At 35.2% G+C, this 21550-nt stretch carries 11 protein-coding genes; all 11 read right to left on the bottom strand.

Features of this window, described 5'->3' with window-relative positions; translation table 11 throughout:
• Positions 1–716: 716 nt before the first annotated feature.
• Positions 717–1721, bottom strand: coding sequence for a hypothetical protein (locus IPI15_RS08860; protein WP_287401820.1), 1005 nt, complete (start codon positions 1719–1721; stop codon positions 717–719).
• A gap of 604 nt (positions 1722–2325) precedes the next feature.
• Positions 2326–2973, bottom strand: a complete 648-nt coding sequence (locus IPI15_RS08855; RefSeq protein ID WP_287401819.1) for a hypothetical protein — start codon at positions 2971–2973, stop codon at positions 2326–2328.
• Positions 2974–2975: 2 nt separating this feature from the next.
• On the bottom strand, positions 2976–3371 hold the full coding sequence (locus tag IPI15_RS08850) for a hypothetical protein (protein WP_287401818.1): 396 nt from the start codon (positions 3369–3371) through the stop codon (positions 2976–2978).
• Between the two features lie 96 nt (positions 3372–3467).
• The gene (locus IPI15_RS08845) at positions 3468–3920 is read right to left on the bottom strand and encodes a transposase (RefSeq protein WP_287401817.1); all 453 of its coding nucleotides are present in this window, start codon (positions 3918–3920) and stop codon (positions 3468–3470) included.
• Positions 3921–4089: 169 nt separating this feature from the next.
• Positions 4090–5127 carry a hypothetical protein gene (locus IPI15_RS08840; RefSeq protein ID WP_287401816.1) on the bottom strand — a complete coding sequence of 346 codons (1038 nt, stop codon included), beginning with the start codon at positions 5125–5127 and terminating at the stop codon, positions 4090–4092.
• A gap of 9 nt (positions 5128–5136) precedes the next feature.
• Positions 5137–8511 carry a hypothetical protein gene (locus tag IPI15_RS08835; protein WP_287401815.1) on the bottom strand — a complete coding sequence of 1125 codons (3375 nt, stop codon included), beginning with the start codon at positions 8509–8511 and terminating at the stop codon, positions 5137–5139.
• 5 nt (positions 8512–8516) lie between these two features.
• Positions 8517–10886 carry a hypothetical protein gene (locus IPI15_RS08830; RefSeq protein ID WP_287401814.1) on the bottom strand — a complete coding sequence of 790 codons (2370 nt, stop codon included), beginning with the start codon at positions 10884–10886 and terminating at the stop codon, positions 8517–8519.
• A gap of 61 nt (positions 10887–10947) precedes the next feature.
• A complete protein-coding gene (locus tag IPI15_RS08825) occupies positions 10948–12966 on the bottom strand; it encodes a fibronectin type III domain-containing protein (protein WP_287401813.1) in 2019 nt (672 codons plus the stop codon).
• Positions 12954–16193, bottom strand: a complete 3240-nt coding sequence (locus tag IPI15_RS08820) for a hypothetical protein (RefSeq protein ID WP_287401812.1) — start codon at positions 16191–16193, stop codon at positions 12954–12956. The genes IPI15_RS08825 and IPI15_RS08820 overlap by 13 nt, the downstream gene beginning before the upstream one ends.
• On the bottom strand, positions 16183–17904 hold the full coding sequence (locus tag IPI15_RS08815) for a hypothetical protein (protein WP_287401811.1): 1722 nt from the start codon (positions 17902–17904) through the stop codon (positions 16183–16185). Before IPI15_RS08815 ends, IPI15_RS08820 begins: the two co-directional genes overlap by 11 nt.
• Positions 17905–18614: 710 nt before the next feature.
• Complete coding sequence (locus tag IPI15_RS08810; RefSeq protein ID WP_287419920.1) at positions 18615–21254, bottom strand: S9 family peptidase; 2640 nt, start codon at positions 21252–21254, stop codon at positions 18615–18617.
• Positions 21255–21550 lie beyond the last annotated feature (296 nt).

Raw genomic sequence — 21550 nt, 5'->3', positions numbered from 1 at the left:
ATCGTATGATAAAAAATTATCTGCTGTTGTAGGATGTGAGTAATAACTCATGCTAGGGTTAGTTAATAACTGCCAAGGCGAAAGACCAGCAGTAAAAACCGGCTATTGTGGGAAAGTTAAGATTTATTAAGATTTTCTGAATCACGGATTAAGCGGATTAAAGGATTTCACTGAAATCGGCAGGAATGATCCTTGTTATCTGTGTAATCATTTGAATCCCTGCCTTAGTGGGCAGACAAGCGTGATTCAGACTGAAGTATTTTTTGACGACGCATGTAAAAACGTCTATCCAATACACCACTTCAAATGATATGAAATATAGAACGGTAGAATTGAGGATTTGTATTTAGTAATCATGCTGAGTGGATTTGGTTTGGGACCTTAAGAGTAAGAAAATAATTCTTTTTTGAAAGTTGTCATTTAAGTTGAGGAGTTAATATTATTTTGAATTCTCGCTTTTTTTCTGAATCACGGATTAAGCGGATTAAAGGATTTCACTGAAGTCGGCAGGAATAATCCGTGTTATCTGTGTAATTATTTGAATCCGTGATTCAGAATGAAGTATTTTTTGGCGATGCGTGAAAAACGTCTTTCCAATCCACCACTGCAATGACATGAAATATATGCCGAAAGAACTGGGAACTCTTATTTAGTAATCATGCGGGGTGGATTTGGTTTGTGAGCTTGGGGGTAAGAAAATAATTTGTTATTGAAAGTTACGAATTAGAAACTTGTAGCAGCGTTGAATCTTTTTCTTTAAAGACGTACAAATTGTTGTTTGAATCCTTCACTAATAAATAGGGTGTTATCCAAACTAATTTCGCAGTGGCAGGAAAGTTTCCTGTTTTAATCCTATAAATCCAATCAAATTTCAGCTTATTTAGGCAAAAGGCTCCAATTATACCCTTTTTCCAATCAGTGGTATATATATGATCTACACCTAATGCATAATTTGACCTTTGCGATTCTATTTCTATTTCAGAATAATATTCACGATTTACATTTCTATTTAGTACCTCACCGGTTTTTAAACTATATCTGACGTAACCAATTAAAAACTGATGTATAAGGCTATTTCTATAATCAACCTTAACTCCTTTATTAAATGAATCAATAGACCAAACGATTTGGCCTGATTTACCATTAATCAAACTTAATTCATTTTTCCCTTCAAAACCTATTAATACATTTCCTTCATTTCCATAATAAATATCGGGAATTGTTTGTTTTTCTTCATATTCAAAAGACCAATTTAATGATCCATCAATTGGACTCAAATTTGACACTCTGTTTTTTGATACTCCAAAGATTTGGTCGTTTACCAATTTTAGATTATCTCCTTTAATTCCGGTCCATAATATCTTTTTCTCTGTAAGATCAAATATTCCGCTTGTACCTAAAAATGATATATAATCATATTCTACACTAACAACTGCATGGCCATTTTGACTAATATTGTATGTACCTATTCTTAGGTCAAAGCTATCAACTAATTCCAATTCTGAATTGTAGCAATGAATACCTTTATTGAATATTGCAACTATTGTGTTATTGTAAAATGATATTGTTTGGTAGTTTTGACAAACATCACTTTTTTTTATTCTATCTAACGCGACAAGGCTAAATTGGGTCAGATATCCATCTACACAGCACCATACATTGTTTTGAATTACTGTATAGGAACTCGTTATTTTTTCTATTTTAATTACTAAGTCAAGCATGATCTCTACTTTATAAAATTCATAAATGAAGGATGATTTACTAAGACACCTTGAACAGCTAAATCGTGTAACATTACATCGTCAATAATTCCTTGATTTGTAAAATATGTGGGATTCAAATCGAATAACTCAGTAGCTTTCATTGAGTTTGTATAGATACTTTGAAATTTTGCCTTCATAGTCTCCTTTAATCCATCACTGAAATAGTATTCAAACTTATTCCCACTATTCAAGTAAGCATAATCCCGCTGGCGCGAGTTTTTAACTCGTGCCCTTTCGAAGTCAAATATACAAAATCAGTCCATTCTTAAATATCCTACCATACTGATTGGGAATTCTGTTATAACCACATCAAGTAGTCCCTTTCCTGAATAATAGATAGAAGCACTGTTGTAAACATGGTGATGGAGCTTTATGACGATACTTGTAAAAACGTCCTTCCAATCCACCACTGCAAATGATATGAAATAAATTCCGGGAGAATTGAGAGCCTTGTATTTAGTAGTTATGTGTGAGGTGGATTTGGTTTGGGAGCATTAGTTTAAGAAAACAATTCGTTTTGAAAGTCATGAGTTACAAACTCGCACAAGCAAGGTGATTTCTTTTAATCCACCGGTGCAGTGTTTTTTAATTCTTCGTACAAGGCCTTATACATATTAAAATAAATTCGATTTTCATTTGAATCATCACTCATTTTTTTATAAACATCTATTGCCCAATTACTAAAATGATCCCAATCAGAGGTATTACATAAACGTTTTATTATCATCATTCTCGGAATAGGCTGATGAAAAATAAACTTAGAAATTTCTGCCATTTCTAAACTTTCCAACTTTTGATTTACATCCTTCAAGGTTTTATATTTTTCAAAAAATGGTAATATATCCTCGTAAACCATAGTTCTTAATTCTGGTAATACTTTTTCTATATCTTCTGGCTTTGCTATATCTACCTTACTCATTTCTTCATTTCTTCGGCTATTGTAGTATATGGTAATATCTTGTAACCCTATTTTATATTGTACGAAGTAAGGTTTTAAAATGTTTTCGACTTGCTTAAAAGACTTCCAGGCGGTAATATAAGGGCCTATATTATAAACACCAGGGTATTTAAGATATGAAAATACTATTTCGCATTTTGAGTAATCATCTTCTTTAACTAAAGAAACTGCACCTGCTCCTGATGCATTCATTCTAAATCCTTCAATTTTCAGGAAATCTTTTAATGCTGTAATTAATTCTCTCTTATCCATTATCAAAGTTTAATAATATCAGAAATTGCGTCCCCATTTTCGGAATCAAATATTTTCATCCATTTATTATTTGTAGTTATAACTGAGTTCTGAGGTAGTGGAAGACCACTTACTGGGCTTTGGTTTATAGCATTAATACTTCTTACTTCTAAAGAACTTGCGGCTTTACCTCCATTCTGATTAGTGGTCAACCTTGTACCTTCACTCAGTTTATTTTCAATGACAACTATGTCTTGAAATTCATCTGTAATTCCGTCAGTCTTCTTTCCCCATTTTCCCCCCGCTGGCGCGAGTTTGCAACTCGTGCCTTTTCGAAGCCAAATATACAAAATCAATCCATTCTTATACCGAATGGAAATTCGTAATAGTCCAAATAAAAATGGCCAAACTACTTTCATGCAGAATAGTGTTTCCTAATTTTGCTCTGCTCTGGCAGATCAAAACGAAACCTAGCTCGGAATTGTAAAGCTCGGCATTATCCGGCAAGGTGTTAGTCAATTAGTTAATTCCGTTTCGTATAACTTCTGAGCAATTACCGTAGGCGTAAAAACTTCAATCGGAAGATTGTCGTGTTGCCAAAATTGATATCCGGATATATTTGTCTTGTTAGTTCTGGCTTTTACGAATTTTTCAAGCATCCACTCTTTTCTACTTTCTTGCGTATTGTGAATTATTGCATTGATAATCGCCTTTGAAGTGAATTTCTTAAAGTCCCGAATCAAATCGCTGTGTTTGATATTCCCTTTTACTCCAAAAATCAAATGAACATGACTCGTCATAATACACCAGGCAAATAAGACCATTCCCTTTTTTTCAAAGCAATACCTCAGACTTTCAACTATTATATCTTTATATTTATTCCGCGTAAATACATCGATCCAATCGACTACAGCAAACGAAATAAAATAAATGCCTGATGGGTTGAGAAATTTGTATTTGGTACCCATTTGAGTAGATTTGGGTTGATATTTGTAAAATTAAGAATTATTCCGAGTTAAAAGGCTATAAATGTGCCAAACAGTGCCCGGATTATTTACTTATAGAAGAGTATATCCATAAGGTCACCAGTTAGAAACTGGCGCCCGAGAGGTCATCAGAGATATGATAAAAAAATGCTTATGTCGAATAAGATTCTTTTTCAAAAATGTATATTTCTCCTTTGGCAGTTCTTATGTACAATTTATCTTTAGTAACTTTAGGAGGTTCGGGTAATCCACCTGTTTTTTCCAGTTGTTGCTGCCAAATAACTCCACCTGTGTTCACATCCATTACACCAACTCTACTTGGTGTTACATATTGCCATCCATAGTCTGCTACAAAATAAATTTTATCTTCAAAGTAAGTACTATGCATAAACCTAAATTGTTCTTCCTTAGGAACATTGAAATAATCCTTTATTATTTCTATTTCATAGCTATCCAAATCTATCTTTAACAACCTTTGATTATTTAACCAAACCAAATAATTATTAGCAATATAAGGTGGAAAATTATCATCATAGAAAACGCCTTTTGGTAATGCTATCGTTTTGTTTAATTGTAAGAGTTGTTTTACATCTCCATTATTTATATCTAAAAATAATAGTGTAGCGTTAGTTAATTGTATGATTAATTTATTATCATATATGCCTAAAAACTTACGGACTTCATAATTCTTTTCTTCGTTAGTTATACTGGAGTATAAACCTAGTACTTTTAATAAGTAGCTCCAAGTAAATAAATTATCACTCAGATCATGCATTATTATTTCAAAATCTTTTACATAGAAAAGCATGTCATTTGCAACCTGAAAAGTAAAAATTTTAAAATCTAAAAGTCTTTTATTTTCATATGACTTTAAATCATAAATATTTGTCCCCCCCTCATATGAGACAAGTATTGTGTTGAGTCCAAGAATCCTTTTGACATGCAAATTATTCAAAAGTTGCATATCAGTGATTCCAATGTAACAGTTTCCAATGGAATCATTAATGTAGAAATAAGGTTCTTCGTATTTTATTTCTTGTAAACTATTTGGTGACTTTAATATTTCAAAATCTTCTAGGCATTCTGATTTATGTAATTCAAGGGAATTGTTCCATAAAAAAGAGTTTTCTAAAACTACATAACTCCTTACGTTATTAGATATTTTATTAATTAATTTCAAGCTAAACATAATCTTTTTTTAAATGCGCACTATAGAATTTACAATCTCTTCGATTTTAGAAGAAGTCAAATCTGACACAAATTCAATATTCAAACTCTGTCTTAATTCCGATGTCATAGAATTAAATATTTCTTCTTTTTTCGAAACATTAGAAATCAATTCACTAAAAGCATTTTTTACTTGAGTTTCAGATGCTTTAATACCATGGAAGACATATTTCAAGTTGTCCAAACTATTCGTGTTTTTAAGGTAGCTTAAAAATTGTTGATAGGAATTTCCTGTACCTCCAAAAAATGAATTCCAAGTACTTCCTCCACTTGACCAACTCTTCATTTCATATTTGATATTTCCAACCAAAACATCCGCCCTATTTAGCAAATCATCATTAAATCGAAATTCAAACCTTGTTAGTCCTTGAAATTCTGAATGGTTATTTTTTATATAGTGCATCAAAAATGAACCTCCATCAGCCTTCGGGCCGGAAGCTGCCATTTCATTAATCAGACTATTTGTTCCTGTGAAACCTTCTTTATCACCAAAATTTGCAATCATGTACTCAAAATCATCTAAGTGTTGATCTATGCTTTTCATGTATGGTTTGACTAGATTTTGTGTATAAGGTGGGCAGCTATTACATTTTGCTCCTGCTTCACCTAACTTATCAATAATGCTTTTTACTTTATCATTTTGGGATTGCATAAATGATGGATGATTATCAAGAATTTTAGAAACTGAAGTAAGAATATCAATATCTTTTCTTAAATGAGTAAAATCTATTAAGCCTTCCCACCCCTTTACCAACTTCCCATCACCCATCAACTTATTAGTAAAACTAACTGAAGCCGTCATCAAATCATCTACTAGTGCCGTTGCATTAGTCGGATCAATATTACATAATAATATCTCTATCTCGAAATTTTTATTCGGAAATTTATTTGTTAAACTTGTTAGTTGAGATTGGGAAATACCCAACTCTTCGAGTTGATCCAGATATTTGTACTTGAAATAACGCTCTGTAAAAGGCCTTCCTTCTTCCATCATCTGCCTAAGCTGAGGATATGTTCCTTCCAATTGATCGAGAAAATCATCAAAATCATTGATACTATTAGTACCTTTGATGGCTGCTATTAAGTCATTGTATTGACGTAAGACATCGGGGGAAAAGAATTTTTTTGAGTTGCTCCTGATTAAGTCGATTAATTCATTGCTAATAGAAAAGTTTCTGACAATTGGATTGTTCAAATCCATCAACTCTTCCCCATTTATCGTGTTTGATGGTTCGTCATATTCGGCTCTAAAAATATCGTTATCAATTGTTTCTTCCTCTAATTTGCCGTCTACCTTTTTTCTGATATTCTTAAACCAATTAGATGGTGTGACCTCAGCTATATGGCGGTTTGTCCTCCGAACTACACGAACCGCCACACTTCCCGTCTTATTAAGAACTAAGCTAATGCAATTGATCTTGTCTTCGAATTTTATGATGGACTTGAAAGTATTCAAGATCTTACCTGCCACTGATACACCAGCACCCTGACCACCCGGTATCAATGCAATAACTATTGGCACGGCTAATTCCGCCACGTTGTATGAAAATTTACAAGGCTTAGTGGGGTCAAATTGATCTGACAATCCATCTACTATTGCCCACCCAAATCCCTGGTGGATTTTTTCCATGGTTACAGAATCCACTTTGGAGTAATTGGAGAGTGCATTCCAAACCTTTGCCATCTCATCACGGCCCTGTTCTGACAAAACTGCAGGCACTATCTTTAGCACATCGGGTATAGCAGCTAAGATCTCTAACAATCCTCCCCACATACCACACATAAATGCAAATTGCGCTTCATCAGTTTGAAGATCGACAAGTGTTTTGAATTTAGGACTTAACAAATCCAATTTGTTAAATAAATATTGGCGAGGTAAAACATATGGCTTCATTAAATAAGAAGCAATATCCTGATAGTATACATTGTAGATCTCAGGTTTGTCACAATTCCAATACTTATCAGGTATTTTTAATCCTCGAATTCCTTTAGCTAGCATATCTAAGAACAGATATGTTTGAGTTGCAACTTCATTTATACTGCCATAATTGGCTTCCATAATAAAATTGCCTACAATCAAAGCTTCTGATATACCTAAATACCCAAGTAGAGGTTCAAATCCAGGATAATTATCTGCATCTAAACTTTTGATAGAATAAACACTATTCTCTTTATGGATCCATATTTTCCTATATCCATTCGGAATTATTACACTATCTGCTGCTGCAAAATCATCTTCATTATCTGTTAAAATTAATACCGCCTTAATATCCCTGCGATACCCTACATCATCATATTCCTTTTTTTCTCTTCCCTCAAATAAATTGCTTAATAAACTATCTATAGATTCACTCGTGAAATTGTGTACAATTATTGAAGAATTTGAATTACCTCCACTACTATCTATAGGCTCATCACATTTGTAATTATTTTTATCATCGAAGACAATCATAATGGCATTCACAAAAGCTGAAAAGCATTTGAATTCAGGTAATCCATTAAAATCATTCCGCATTGATGCAGCAAGAATTGACACACATTTATGTTTTGTGGTGTCAATTATTTCATTGGCAAATAAATTATAGTAACCCTGTTGTAAAATTTTGTCAGACTTGTTTTCTGAGTCTTTGTAAAGTCTATCATAGCAGAAATAAGTATTTAAAAAAATTCCTTTTCCACTTGTTGATCTAGAATTTAAGAATTCTTCTGCAAAAGTGTAATAGTCTGTCAGGTGTTTATAAAATGTCGTAAGAACCACTATATTACTATCAGTTTCAAGATTTTCTTTTAGATACTTAACTACTGCTGATTCGTTTTTATTACCTAAATTGTAAGCATCTAAAGAACTAGTCCATAACATTTTTTCGTCTACTTTAATATAAACGCAGTATATATCTGGATTAAGACTTTGTTTCGACCAGTTATTTATTTCGAGATTTAACAATTTAAAAGCCTGTATGCTATCAAATTCATTGGTAACCTCAGGAATTGTATTAGGCTTCTTTTTATAAAATAAAATATACTTCTTTACCTCTTCATTAAAATTAAAATCAAAAATATAATCTCCTGAAGTATTGCTGCCACTCATCCTCAAGCGCTCATTGCTCAATACCGTTTGTTTGAATTCTTCTTTCTTTTTATCGAAGATTTCTTTTATGACAGTTTCGAAATTGAGTTTTAGAGAATCGTTTTCACCTCTTGCTTCTGTGTTTGTTGCTGGGCTACTCAGTTCTGGAACAGCAGTACTATCTCCAATGGGTTTATTACTCCATGCACTGCAAGGGCTTAATAAAAAGATCAGCCCAATTACAAAACTCATTATATGGTATAAATTGATTTTTTTCATTGTCCTTATTTTAAATTCCAATAGACAGTATTGATGGCCTTCTCGACGTATTGTTTGATTTTGTCCGTGATGACAACTTCACTATCAGCTATTAAATCCAGATCCCAATTTCTTTCTTCGAACTCAGCTTTTATCTTCGGAACGATGTCTTCTCCAACCCTGATGAATATACCGACAAGTAATAATACTTTTCCGCTTCTGATTACCTCACCTAATCCTACAACGTCACCTCCTAATTCTTCCTTTAGCTTATCTACAATTATTAAATTGCTATAATCTTCTTTTATTTTTGAAAAATTTATAAGTTTTTGACCTACTTCAGGATTCTGCTCACGATATTCTTCTAAAGTAATTGACTCCTCAGCCTCTATCATTGTGAATCCGCTAAAAAAGTCATCATTGCCTGGCGGACTTTCTTCCTCTTCTCCTATACCACTACCATCAGAATCCAAAAGTATTGCCACAGATTGTATACTCTGAAATTGCTGATTATAATTATTTGTTATTTGAGTTCTGTTCGCGTCATAGTCCTCACTCAAATCCTCTATTGTTGCTATTATTATATTCACATACATCAACTCCCATTCCTGCAATTGTTTATTCAATGCCTCTAGGAGCGCCTCCAGTTCTTTTCTCTCCGCATCACTGCTGGCATTTGCTATGGCTGCATTTACAATGGCAATGGAGTCGATGAGCCAAGGCGGCATATCATTTGCTAAAATGTCTTTCATTGCCTGAATAGAATCAAGGTTATCGGGCAAATCTCCAATAATTTCAGATAAATCTTCCAAAGTATTATTCAAACTATCCAAAAACTCCAGGAAATCATCGCTTAAGATGTTCTGTCCAACTCCAATAACTTGTATCTCACCGGCAATCATGCGGTACTCGTCATTGATTTTTATGTTTTCAAAAGCTGTATTGACACGGGCATATTTAAAATAAGGCACGACAATATGTCCTATCCCACTAAATGTGCCATTGCTTCCTATTGCCCTTCTCACAATGACTTCCAAGTCCGCAGCTACAAAAGTGTCGTTTTCATTTAATACCTGTAAGAGCTGCGGTAGACCTACCACAGAATCGTTCTGAATCCCACATGCAAACTCCGGCACCCGAGCATGAGGTCTCATATATTTAAGTCTTATGGTATCACTATATAAAGTATCCTCCTGGCAACGACAACCCGTCCTGACGATGTAGGTGCGATTGCTGTAAACTTCCCTTATCGTATCTGTCAGCTTGTCCCCCTGATTTATAACCAACTCCTGATACTGCCTTTCACCTATATCCTCATCGTAGTATTCTGTTACATATCGATCACAATTCTTATATGCGCTCCAATTAAGGGCTATACCCGGTCGCTCTATGACACCTCTATATTGTTGTGGTGAGGTGCATTGTTCTTCCACATTATCTCTTAGATTAAAAAAGACAAACTGTGACTTTCCATTATTTTTAAAAATTGCAGGATAGTTGATCGGAACTATTCTGACTACTGCATAATAGTCATCTTCTTGCAAGAGCGGCGGATCTAAAGGGCTTAATGAATAAAAGGTATTCATCGTCCTTATAGATATATATGGGGCAGTTTGGTTCATGATGGCTCCTCCGGGCAACATGTTCATTGCAGGCAATCCTCGAAATATTTCTAAATAATATTCTACCGGAAAAAATCCAAAATGCATAGGTTGCCATGTAAATAAACCTTGCTGAAATACAGGAGGCTGGCTTTCAAAAAGGATCGTATTTTGGAAATCGGGTGGCATTAATAATGGAGGATCATACTCGACGAACTGAACAATGTTGCATGCTTTGTTCGACACTGGTAGTCCATTTGGATTGTTTAAGTCATATGCTTCTATGCAAATATTGTAACTTCCTTCCGGCAGTCTCAATCCACTTTGAATAAATTTGGCCGGGTCGATTCCGATTATATCAAGGTTCCCAATTTGAAGGTATTGATCCAAAGATTGTTGGTCGATTATGACAGGTATTCCAGGGAATAAATTAACAGGAGGAAGTGCCACACTTGGTTTAGTTTTTATAATAATTCCTTTGCCCTCTATGCTTAGTTTTAATCTAACAGCATATGTAGGTTTATTAAGATCGGCAAGAAGAAATGAGGCTTGGATCTTGGGAGTCGTACTTTGTTGTAATTCTGCGATACTGACACCCAATGGTTGTGAAACAGTGATATTGGCTTGAACCGGGAAAACTTGAGCATTGATCTTGAATATTGTACAGTTTAATAGAAAGATTAAAGCAATAACTAATTTTCCATTGCAAAAACACTTATTTAATTCCTTCACTGTTACTGTGTAGGGCTGAGTCTGCCTAATTAGACGATTTATTTTAAGAAGATGACTGATCATATTTGTCTAATTTAATTCCATGAATTTTCTGCTTTTGACTTTCACTTCAATTAATCTTTAATCAACTTTTAATCTTTACCGGTACATCTTTAATTTTCGAAAATGAACCATCTGCATACACTACCCTTACTTTGTAAGCATCAGTATGCCTTCTCGTGGTAGATAGTTTATCTGTGAATTTTTCCAAACTCAGAGGAAGTACTTTGTATAAAGTAAAAGCACCTTTTTCATTCGTTCTGTATATTTCTAATTCAGTATCGGGTGCTTTTAAATTAGTCCATGTAAATAAAACTTCATTCAAAGTAGTGTCCTGAACGGCTTCAATTGTTTTTAAATTTGGCAACAAACCTTTCATGATCACCTCAATAGATGCAGTGTCTGACCAACGTTTGTTACCATGTTTATCGACTGCCAGAATACAGTATTCATATATTTTTTCATATTCTGTTTTTGGATCATAGAGCACAGTATCCGCTAACATAATGCCAAGTGTGTCTATGATTTGAAACGATTTTGATTCAGGCTCCTTTCTATACAGGACATGGTAAGCCAGATCTGCACTTCCTCCGCCGACAGCCAATAATAATATGGCGTATGAGTTTTTGTATTGTTTTATTTGTTTAATAAAAGCAGGAGATGGTGGCAGTGTATCGGGTTTTTCAATGGTTAAAATATCTGAAAATTCTGAAAAATTTCCACGCCAATCAAGGCATACTATTTTATAATAAATCTCCGGAGTTAAATTATTCAGATCAATGGTGTCCTTCCATGAATTTCCTGACACTATGGTGGAAGTGAGTAATGAAAATTGATCAGTTTTATTATTGGCAAAAAATATACGATAACCCCAGAAATCAGATTCCTTATTTAATTTCCATTTAAGTTTTACAATACCGTTAGAATCTATTTTCCCCTCAAACCCTTGAGGTTTCGCAGGTGCGACATTGTCCCATCTCTGGATCACAAAAGGCACAGAATATAATGTATCGCCATAGAAAGGTATGGTCCTGTATTTAAAATAACCTGTAGGATAAGGTATAGCTGCCTGAAATTCCCTTTTTGTGAGATCAATATTGGAAATATAGGTATTAAATTTACCTGTTTCAGACTCCAAACTCATCATCAAATCAATGGATTTAACCTGACTTAATACAGATTCGTCGATCCTCCATTCGAGATTTGCAGTAGAGTCATTGACCATACGATATAAATAAGGTGCAGCATCACTTGTCAATGGCTCCCATCCCAGACATTCATTACTGTTTCCGGGAGTCCCATATGTGCCAAAGTAGTCCATTCCGACCATTCTATATTCGTAAAGGACATGATTTTCCTCCAGGGTATCCATCATTTTATACGTATACCTATATTTTCCATATTTGGATTCATAATAAGGATTGATGGTGATAAAATCAGAGATATAATTCCACTCACTTTCACCTTTTATTCTTCTTTGTGCATTGAATCCAAAGTAAACTCCATTTGTATTTTGTGCATCCAATCTAATTTCAACACTATGATTTCCACAGGTAAGTAATGGAGGATCCGGCACCATATATTTCGTTGGCCATTTGTCACGGCCTATCTGCTTTTCGCCTAATTTTCTTTTCTTTCCGGCTTTGTTTATAAGTGTATATCTAACCGTATATTGCTGTCGAGGTGTGACTCTATCTTCTGTTCCCAGACCCAGCCATTTTGCACCTTCAAATGTGTAGAATGATAGAAAAATTAAAAATGGATAAGCCTCATCAATGGTGGTAGGTTGATCTGGGTCGAGCATTACTTCAACCATTTCATTTAGGTAATATTCCGGATTTTTGACTAAAAGTGCTCTGAGTTGAGAAGTATCACCCATGTGTAATTCTCTCGATTTTATTACTTTGCCATTAGATAATAATTCGTAGAGTAAATGACCCTTTTTAAGCGCCATAACATCCAGAGAATCATAGGTCACTACTCGTGAAATAATAACACCCTCTTCACTAACCTTATTATAGATTCTGAAATTTGATTCCTGACCAATAAGTGACTGGTATGCCAGGATTCCGGTGATAAGTATGAAGAACTTTATAGATTGCATCTTTCGCCGCTTTTAAAATTATAACCTAAATTAAAACCACACATTCTGAAGGTGAATTTTCCTTCTATGTAAACCGGATTTGGGAATTGGCCTTCTAAGAAAGCACCGATATTAATACCTCCCCAATGATGATAATCTTTCTTGCATTTTTTATGCCGTCCAACTTCCATATTTAGTAGTAAATAGAAACGCGCCATATTATACCAGTTATCTATCCCAAATTTTTCTCCATTGCATCTTTTACTATCATCAAATTTTAAAAAGCCGGCATCAAATCCAGCCAGAAAGTCGACTTTAGCGCGGACATTTACCCCAACCCATTTACAATCTTCATAATTTATTTTCACCCCGGCACCAAATAACATGCCGGAACCAGTTTCTATATTCTGCTCATGAGATCTGGCATCTAATTCGATTTTATTAGCCGGGAGTTTTAAAAAAGATGCTATGGCAGGATCTAAAGGAGGGAAACCTGTGATGTCATTTCCCAGCATTGTATACGTATTGACCTCTGCTTTAAAGTTACCTAATTTTGCAGCTAAATAAACTCTATCGCTGTAGGTCCCAATATTAAAATGAAATTCATTCTTTTTAAAGTCTGCCAATATATCTGCCTTTCCCGACCCAACCAGCAAACCATTGTAAAGGCTGATGGTAAATACCAGGGCGGAAGTAAATCTTTCTTCCTCAAAATTGAGCATTATTGTTGCCGTGGCTTTTGCAGTATTTACGCAGTTATTTAATATGTCTGATTCGTTTTTACCTTTTAGATTTTTAACAACATCGTCAACACCTAAATTGGCATATTTAGATATTGCACCAACTACTTTAGTTAAGCCGGGTACCTTGTCCATAGGTACCTGGAACTCCACACTTCCTTCGAAAAATACCAATTGAAGACTTCCGTGATCTGAAAACTGAAACTGAAACATAGCTGATCCGGAAAGAGACTTGGTTCCGCTAAACTGCACCCTGACTCCGGCTCGAATACCCAATCCTACATTTTGTTTTGGTTTGTACTGATTGCCGCGCATGGATACTCCCAATTTACTTGGGTCAGCACCTGTTTCTGTTATAGCCATCCGCCGATAAGCTCCACCTGAAAAACCACAAACTGAAAGCGCAGATAATGTTATGCAAGGGGTAAAATCAGTATTCACATCTACGGCCCAATACCTATAATCATTCACACCACCGAAAATACCAAACGCATCTATTTCGAAAGAAAAACCTTTTTTACCTTCAGAATCACCGCTACCAGCTTCAGGCTTTCCCGGCTTCATTTGAACAGCTAGTTTTAACTTTGCTTCGAAGCCGGTTCCAAATTCAGCATTCCCCTCAAATGGCCTAAAACTACCATAAAATTCAAATCCGGGAAATTTGCCACCAAGTGCCCCATCTTTCAAATCCAAATGATCGAACTTAAACTTATGTTTATCATTAGTTTCTACAAGTTTCCCATAAATACTGCACCCTAAACTTGCTTGAATACCACTGGAATCACCATCCAAATTGCAATCAACACTCAAGTAAATTCCAACTAAATCATCTTTCTTGGTAAAACCTAATTCCTTGATAGTAACAGGTGTGCCCTTGATATGGACAGAAGCTGATAGTGATAACTTCCTAAAATTTATATGTGGAGCAAATGAACTAAGCGCCAACTCTTCAAATATTAACCCGGGTGCTTCGATATCTTTCTTTCCTGAACTATCGACTTTTAATAATCTCAAGCTGCCACTCAAATTAGCACTTGGATAAAACTCTTCATCAATGATATCTATTCTGACGAAAGAGCCCGCTGTAAACGTTACATCAACAGCACTAAAGGCGGGAAACTGTAAATCATCTACTAAGCCAACCGTTAAAGCATACCTGTTTTTCATTTTATTAAACTCTCCGGTATACGCCAATGTCTGTGTTTCTTTGGCAACAGGTAATTCTACGCGACCAAGGATCTTCATACCGACGAGTGAACTTTTAAGAACATTCAATTCAAATTTATCCACAGAAAATGCCCATTTCTGCATTCTACCTTCTTCCAATGTGAGCACATTAATGGCAGCAAATGCTCCGCTTACTCCTGTTCGATCTATGAGCAAATTTCTCGCTTCAAATCCTATACGCGTGTCATCGTCTCTTTTCATAAATTCTTTTGGCAACACGACTTTAAGTTGCTTGATATAAAATCCACGCCATGGTTGTGCTATTTGTCCACCCAGAGGTCCATTCTCTGAATTGGGTTCTCCATTTACACCACCTGGCTGAGAATTATTACCTGAATTATTATTTGAACCATTACTATTACCAGAATTATTGCCAGCGACTCCACCATTCTCGTCCCCAAACATTGGTAACCCAATTTCCTGAGTTATGGTAGCAGGAGGTGTGTCCATATCATCAAGATAGCCGGCTGGAAACATAATATCGGGATCATTGGTCGAATCTGAAAAGTCTATTATCGCGTGCCTGATTGAAAAAGCAACTTTGGGGTATTTTGTCAAGGCAAAATCAGGAATAGAAATATCTACGATCCAGTCATTAAAATCACGAATATACATAGCAAATGAAGTTGTCACAGTCCCGGTCTTATTGGGGTTACCATTAGCATCCACTGGGACCATGATATTTCTATTAAATTTAACATTAGCATCAAGAGCTAATTCTTTAAATCCATCACAGTCAAACGTAATAAAACAACCTTCATTTTTATTTATCTGCTTTAAAGTCACATGGGCTTTATCCTTCCCAACCACAAAAGTATAATCCGACAAAAGTCCAAGTTTCATATCACCTATTATTCCACCACTTCCGGAAAACATGAGATTTGGTGCACCAAAATAAATGGAATCTTTAGGCCCAATAATTTTAGCATATGCCTGCATCACGATGCCTCCGGGACGTATGCGAATATCGTCCACAGCCAACACATATCTTACATTGTTTATTTCTTCATCCAGAAGTAAAATTGGAGGATGTAGTAAATCTTCAGCAGACAAATTAGCGACAACTTTTCCAACACTTAATGCTTTGTTGATCACCTCGTTAGCAGTTTTGACAGCCTCATTATTATCTACGAAAAATGATATTACTTCATAATCTTGTGGGGAAATCTTTCTGCTATTATCGTCATTTGTGTTTTGGGAAACCACACGCGAGACATAGCATATAAGAAGCAATCCTATAAGACAAACGTTTCTAAAAAATACAGAGTAATTATATCTCATTATTCAATTGCTTTTTCTTGAATGATTTGATTATGGTTTTACTTTCCATCGTATAATTAATACTTAGATTAAGGAACAAGTCATTGTTTGGCGTCTCATTTTTATTCTTAATGTGATTAAACATTAATTGAAAATTTGTTTTCAATTCTTTTGTCAATGAATAGCTATTAGTGAGATAAAATCTAAGAATTTGGTTTTTCATTTTATTAGCATTTCCGGAAAAAAAAGAGGCTGAAAATGAAGAAGACCATTTTTCTTTGATCCAATCCTTTGACATTTGTGCAGATGGGCCTATTAATGTGGTATTTCCAAGTGCATAATTCAGATTACTATAAGTTAAAGTAAAACCATAGTTCAACCCATTGCTTGAATTTACCATATACATGGCATTGCCCAAGATATTGGTCACATCAGCATTCTGTTGAATAATATCATTTTTTCTTGAGTTGGAATTATTGTATGATAAGGAAATAAGGATCTTGTTTTTGTCATTAATATTATGGTTAAATCCAAGTCCTGCATTGAGATTATTCTGCGTAATAAAAATGGTATCTACATCTAAAAAGGGTGTAGGATTTATATATGTCTTTTGATCGAATTGAAAGTTGTTAAAATTAACATTAAATGAAGTTTTTTTACTCGCCTGATAGGCTATATTAGCAGAGGTCGTCCAACGTCTGTAGGAATTAATTCGAGTTTTTTTGAGATTATTCCTTTGGAGTCCAAAACGAAAATTAGTTTGCAATTTATTTTTCAAAAACGGCATCCTCAGAAAGGAAGAAATAGTCTCCATGTCATTATTAAAGAACAAGGTTCCCAGAGACTCGTATCCGGGATCAATCCTTTCGAAATCTAAGCCGACAAAGGATTTATTGATAGTTACCTCAATAGCGGAGCGAAATGCATTGTAAATACCGGTAGAGTTATTGTCTTTGTTTACGAATGACAATAAATGTTTGTTATCATTCGTGTTTTCCAAACTTGCGTCTCTACTTAAAGCATTAAATGCATATTCAGATTTAAGGCTAATAATGCCAAATTTTTGTTCGAATTTTAAACCAAGAATTGAGTTGCTCTGAGGTTTTATAGAATCAGGATTCGCAATTGGAATACTATTTACATCATCACTGGCATGAAATAACTGCAGTCCCAATAAGCTATTTTTGATCTTATACTCAGCGTTTGCACCCCAAGCCATCCGCTTGAATGCACTCGTGAAATTATTGTGTGTATTAATGTCCTTGATCGTGGCACGCTGAATTCGGCCATAGAAGCTCTTTATATGCAATCCATTGTTATCTGCTTCAATTCCTACACCAGTGAATCCAATATTATTAAAAGTATAGGGGCTGAATTGCATATTTCTATCACCCAAGTGTAGGGTATATCCTTTGTAAGAAGGGCTTATGCCTATGAATCTGTAAGCAGGTAAATTAAACTGTGTGTTTTGATTGGAGTAAAAGAAACCTAGTGGAGCTTGAATGCCAAGAAAATCAAAATTAATATTACCAAATATGTTATAACCAAAAGGGATGCGGTAACTGTTGTCATCATTTGATCCGGAAAAGGTAGAATTGAATCCTATGCTGCTTGATAATTTAAGAGGGTCTTTACTCCATCGATCTTTAAAAGAATTGAATTCTTGTTCCACATCCTGACCAGCAAGGCAGATCGGAATAAAAAGTAGCAATATAATTTTAAAATATTTCATAAGCAGTTTGGGTAAACTAAACCTCAAACCCTTATTAAGAGCAATTGAAAACCAGTATCTAAGGGATATCCTTAGAAAAGTGCATTATATAATCAGAATTAATTTCTAATTAAATTAGTAAAATTTAAATGTAATTAAGTGAAATTGTAATCATGCAAAGTTTTTAATTGTAATTAATATAGGTTAGAAATCAAATATAATATTTAATTCTATTAATTGCAATTTTCGGGTTCATATTTTATGTGAAAATCTGAAACTTATTAACCTATGTTAAGAATTTGTGCAAAAAAATGACTTTGTTACAAACATGTGACACCTAAAGGCGCCAACATCAACATAATGAAACTTACCCTCCTCTATACATATTAAAATATGTTTGCGTTCAGCATTGGGCCGCAGGGCATGATTGATTGTAACACTATATAATCATAAGAAAAATTGCCCCGTAAGTGGCTACCTAAATCTTTAACTATATTCTGAACAAAAACTTCTGCGAGCCTTATTTTTATAACATGAAGCCCTTTTTTGAAAAATAATTCTGACCAGATTAATAAAAACTCCTCACTCTTCGCCTCATTGTCAATTTTCCATTTTCCATTTTCACCCTGCCGCCGCTTTGACTTTGGCAGGCAAGCTCCTCACTTCCTCACTTCACAAAAAAAATCCCGGCCATGCACACACAACCGGGACTCATATTTTATCAAAACAATTTACTTCATCGTCGTCGTCATTTTCGCATTGCCCATAGCAGGCAGGATTTGAACCATCTTCGTTGCGCTTTTCGTCGCAGGATTTATCCACAATGTAATTTTATCATTTTCATTGTCAGCTGATACGACCTCTACCATGGTGTGCTCGATATTATTAAGCATTTCCTTACCAATTACCTTAACAGTAACTTGCTTAGATTTCATGGTAGACATATCCGGCATTTCAACATTTATTGTATATCCTTCTTTCAGTGGCAGACCTGCTATGATCATGTCCATCCCGGCACCATCTGTAATCATAGCTCCTTTGAAGTCCATAGACATTGGCTTGCCCTGTACTTCCATTTCCACTTTGTTAGCGCTATAGGTCACAGGGATTTTCATGCCCATTTGCTCAACATTTCTGGATATTGGAGTAAAGGTGGAGTTAAACAGGATCTCATCTTTCATTTCACCCATTTGACCGCTTGCTACATCAGATATCATCCAGTTATCGCCCTTTTGAGTAATGGTGCGTTTCATTGCCATCGGAATAGTCTGTCCCTGAACCTCTATAACAAGATCATAGTCAGTCGAAGTAGCGGCAAATTTATTGTCGATTGCCGGTAGACTTGTACTAACCGCTGTTTCTTCTTTCGGTGTATAGGTGACACTCTTAACATCTACTCTTAATTCAGCCAAACGTTTAGTCACATCTGCAGGCATATCTTTTTGATATACTCCACCAAGTACCGTAGAAAGGAATTTCTCTACTTCAGCATACATAGCCATGCGATTGACAGGTTTGGCAAATCCATGACCTTCATCATCAGCTAATAAGTAATCAACTTTTTTACCTTTATCACGTAATGCAATTACGATCTGATCAGCCTCTGCCTTTTTAACCCTTGGGTCATTGGCACCCTGGATGATGAGCAAAGGCTTAACGATTTTGTCAGCACTGAATAATGGACTTGCCGCTTTAATCATTGCCATTCCGGCTTCGGTATTTGGATCACCTACCATACCATATAAGAATGCTCTTCCGGCTTCCCAATATGCTGGTACGGATCCAAGTAGGGTTAAGATATTACTAGGGCCTACGATATCCACACCGCAAGCATAGACATCAGGAGTAAAGGCAAGTCCCGCCAACGTAGCATACCCACCATAACTTCCACCCATGATAGCGACTTTATTTTTATCTGCAACTCCTGTACTGATGAGATGTTTAACACCCCAAGTAATGTCATCTTGCATAAGTTTACCCCATTGAAGATCTCCTGCATTTAGAAATGCTTTGCCATAACCACCACTTGCTCTGAAATTTGGCTGCAAAACAGCATAACCTCTATTGGCAAGGAATTGAACTTGTGGATTATATCCCCAATAATCCCTGGGTCCTTTAGGTCCACCATGCACCAAAATCACTACAGGAAGATTTTTAGTTTTTCCGCCCGGAGGTAAAGTTAGATAAGCGGGAATCATAAGTCCGTCACTACTTTTGTAACTGATAGGCTTCATTTCCGTCAGATATTTCTCAACCTTTTTCAACTCCGGTCTGGGAGTATATTGATGTATAGTTTCTTTAGTTTTAGCATCAAAAAAGTAAGCTTCAGAAGCATATTTATCTCCACCAACTCCTACAAGGAATTTTGAATAATCTTTGGTAGAACTTTGGAAGCTAATCTCTCTCCCCGGAAATTTGGATTGAAGAAATTTATAATTACTTTCCCAATTTTTGTCTCTCCAAATATATTCAGTTTTATCTGCCACATAATTCGTGCAGATGATCTTTCTTGTATTCCTGTCTATTTGAATACCACCAAAGTCAACCTTACCTTTTGGATCACTTTCGATCTTGGTTAATTTAGAAGTCAATGGATCCATCAAGAATAATGTCGATAGATTGAGGTCACCCTTATTTGACACCAGATAAGCCTTTGTATTGTCCTCATTCCAAGAGCTCACATATGCAGATTCTGTCACTGAGAAATCATAGATAGGTGCCAGACTGCCATCCTTATCTATTCTATACATGATCGTACTGCCTTTTTCATCGGTCTTGTACAATAACCTTAGATTTTCATCCCAGTCAAAGTCATAACCTGTGACACGCTCTTTATTTTCATATTTCAACGTAAGTTTACCTGTAGAGATTTTAAGTTCATACAAATCATGCCAAGCCTTGTCGCGGTCATTCAGCCCCACCATCAATTTGTCAGGATCTTTATCACTCACCATATATATCTGAGCTGCCACATCTTTCAATGGTGTAAGATTACGGGATTCAGGAACATTACCATCTACCCCTTGGTCCTTTGGATTCACTGCAAAAACATTGATATTCTCATCGCCATCCTTGTCTTTTACATACAAGATGTATTTGCTATCATCTGTCCAAAAATACCCATTGAATGGTCTTTGGCTATCAGTCAATGGACGCGCTTTGTCAAAGGACTCATTGAAAGCCTTTACCCAAACATTCATGATGCCTTTATATTCTTTCATAAAGGAGATCCATTTACCATCCGGACTTAATTGCCCGGCGGCGATCTGTGGATTACCAAAGAAAAGATCCCTGTCCAGGATCGGAGTTTGTGCTGTCATATTCGATAAATAATTTAAAGTCAATAAGCACACTAATAATAATTTTTTCATAAAACAGTTTAATTTATGTGAAGTTATATTTCGTAAATATCTTTATTGAAGTTAGTTTTTAAGCCAAAACATTGTCAACTAAAAAAGCGAGTTGGTCCAAGTTTTATCACTTAAGCAACGAAGGTAATTGGTTAATGTTTGAAACTATTTGGTATCTAACTAATTGAATCATAATTTTTATTTTAAGTGATAACAACCTATCATTTTCAATTTATTGATGGATCTCGCTCGCTTGGGACTAAATACTAGTCAGCTATCAATGCCTCCGTCGGAAAGCTTCTAATTCTGAAAAAATA

The sequence above is a fragment of the Candidatus Brachybacter algidus genome, assembly GCF_016707225.1.
GTDB classification, from domain to species: Bacteria; Bacteroidota; Bacteroidia; order Chitinophagales; family Saprospiraceae; genus Parvibacillus; species Parvibacillus algidus.
The sequence above is the reverse complement of the archived record's forward strand: the minus strand, read 5'-3'. Positions and strand labels throughout refer to the sequence as shown.

What these genes read in the sequence shown, in the direction of transcription:
- IPI15_RS08860 (WP_287401820.1), bottom strand. Translation starts at nt 1,721, where the DNA reads ATGCTTGACTTAGTAATTAAAATAGAAAAAATAACGAGTTCCTATACA.
- IPI15_RS08855 (WP_287401819.1), bottom strand. Translation starts at nt 2,973, where the DNA reads ATGGATAAGAGAGAATTAATTACAGCATTAAAAGATTTCCTGAAAATT.
- IPI15_RS08850 (WP_287401818.1), bottom strand. Translation starts at nt 3,371, where the DNA reads ATGAAAGTAGTTTGGCCATTTTTATTTGGACTATTACGAATTTCCATT.
- IPI15_RS08845 (WP_287401817.1), bottom strand. Translation starts at nt 3,920, where the DNA reads ATGGGTACCAAATACAAATTTCTCAACCCATCAGGCATTTATTTTATT.
- IPI15_RS08840 (WP_287401816.1), bottom strand. Translation starts at nt 5,127, where the DNA reads ATGTTTAGCTTGAAATTAATTAATAAAATATCTAATAACGTAAGGAGT.
- IPI15_RS08835 (WP_287401815.1), bottom strand. Translation starts at nt 8,511, where the DNA reads ATGAAAAAAATCAATTTATACCATATAATGAGTTTTGTAATTGGGCTG.
- IPI15_RS08830 (WP_287401814.1), bottom strand. Translation starts at nt 10,886, where the DNA reads ATGATCAGTCATCTTCTTAAAATAAATCGTCTAATTAGGCAGACTCAG.
- IPI15_RS08825 (WP_287401813.1), bottom strand. Translation starts at nt 12,966, where the DNA reads ATGCAATCTATAAAGTTCTTCATACTTATCACCGGAATCCTGGCATAC.
- IPI15_RS08820 (WP_287401812.1), bottom strand. Translation starts at nt 16,193, where the DNA reads ATGAGATATAATTACTCTGTATTTTTTAGAAACGTTTGTCTTATAGGA.
- IPI15_RS08815 (WP_287401811.1), bottom strand. Translation starts at nt 17,904, where the DNA reads ATGAAATATTTTAAAATTATATTGCTACTTTTTATTCCGATCTGCCTT.
- IPI15_RS08810 (WP_287419920.1), bottom strand. Translation starts at nt 21,254, where the DNA reads ATGAAAAAATTATTATTAGTGTGCTTATTGACTTTAAATTATTTATCG.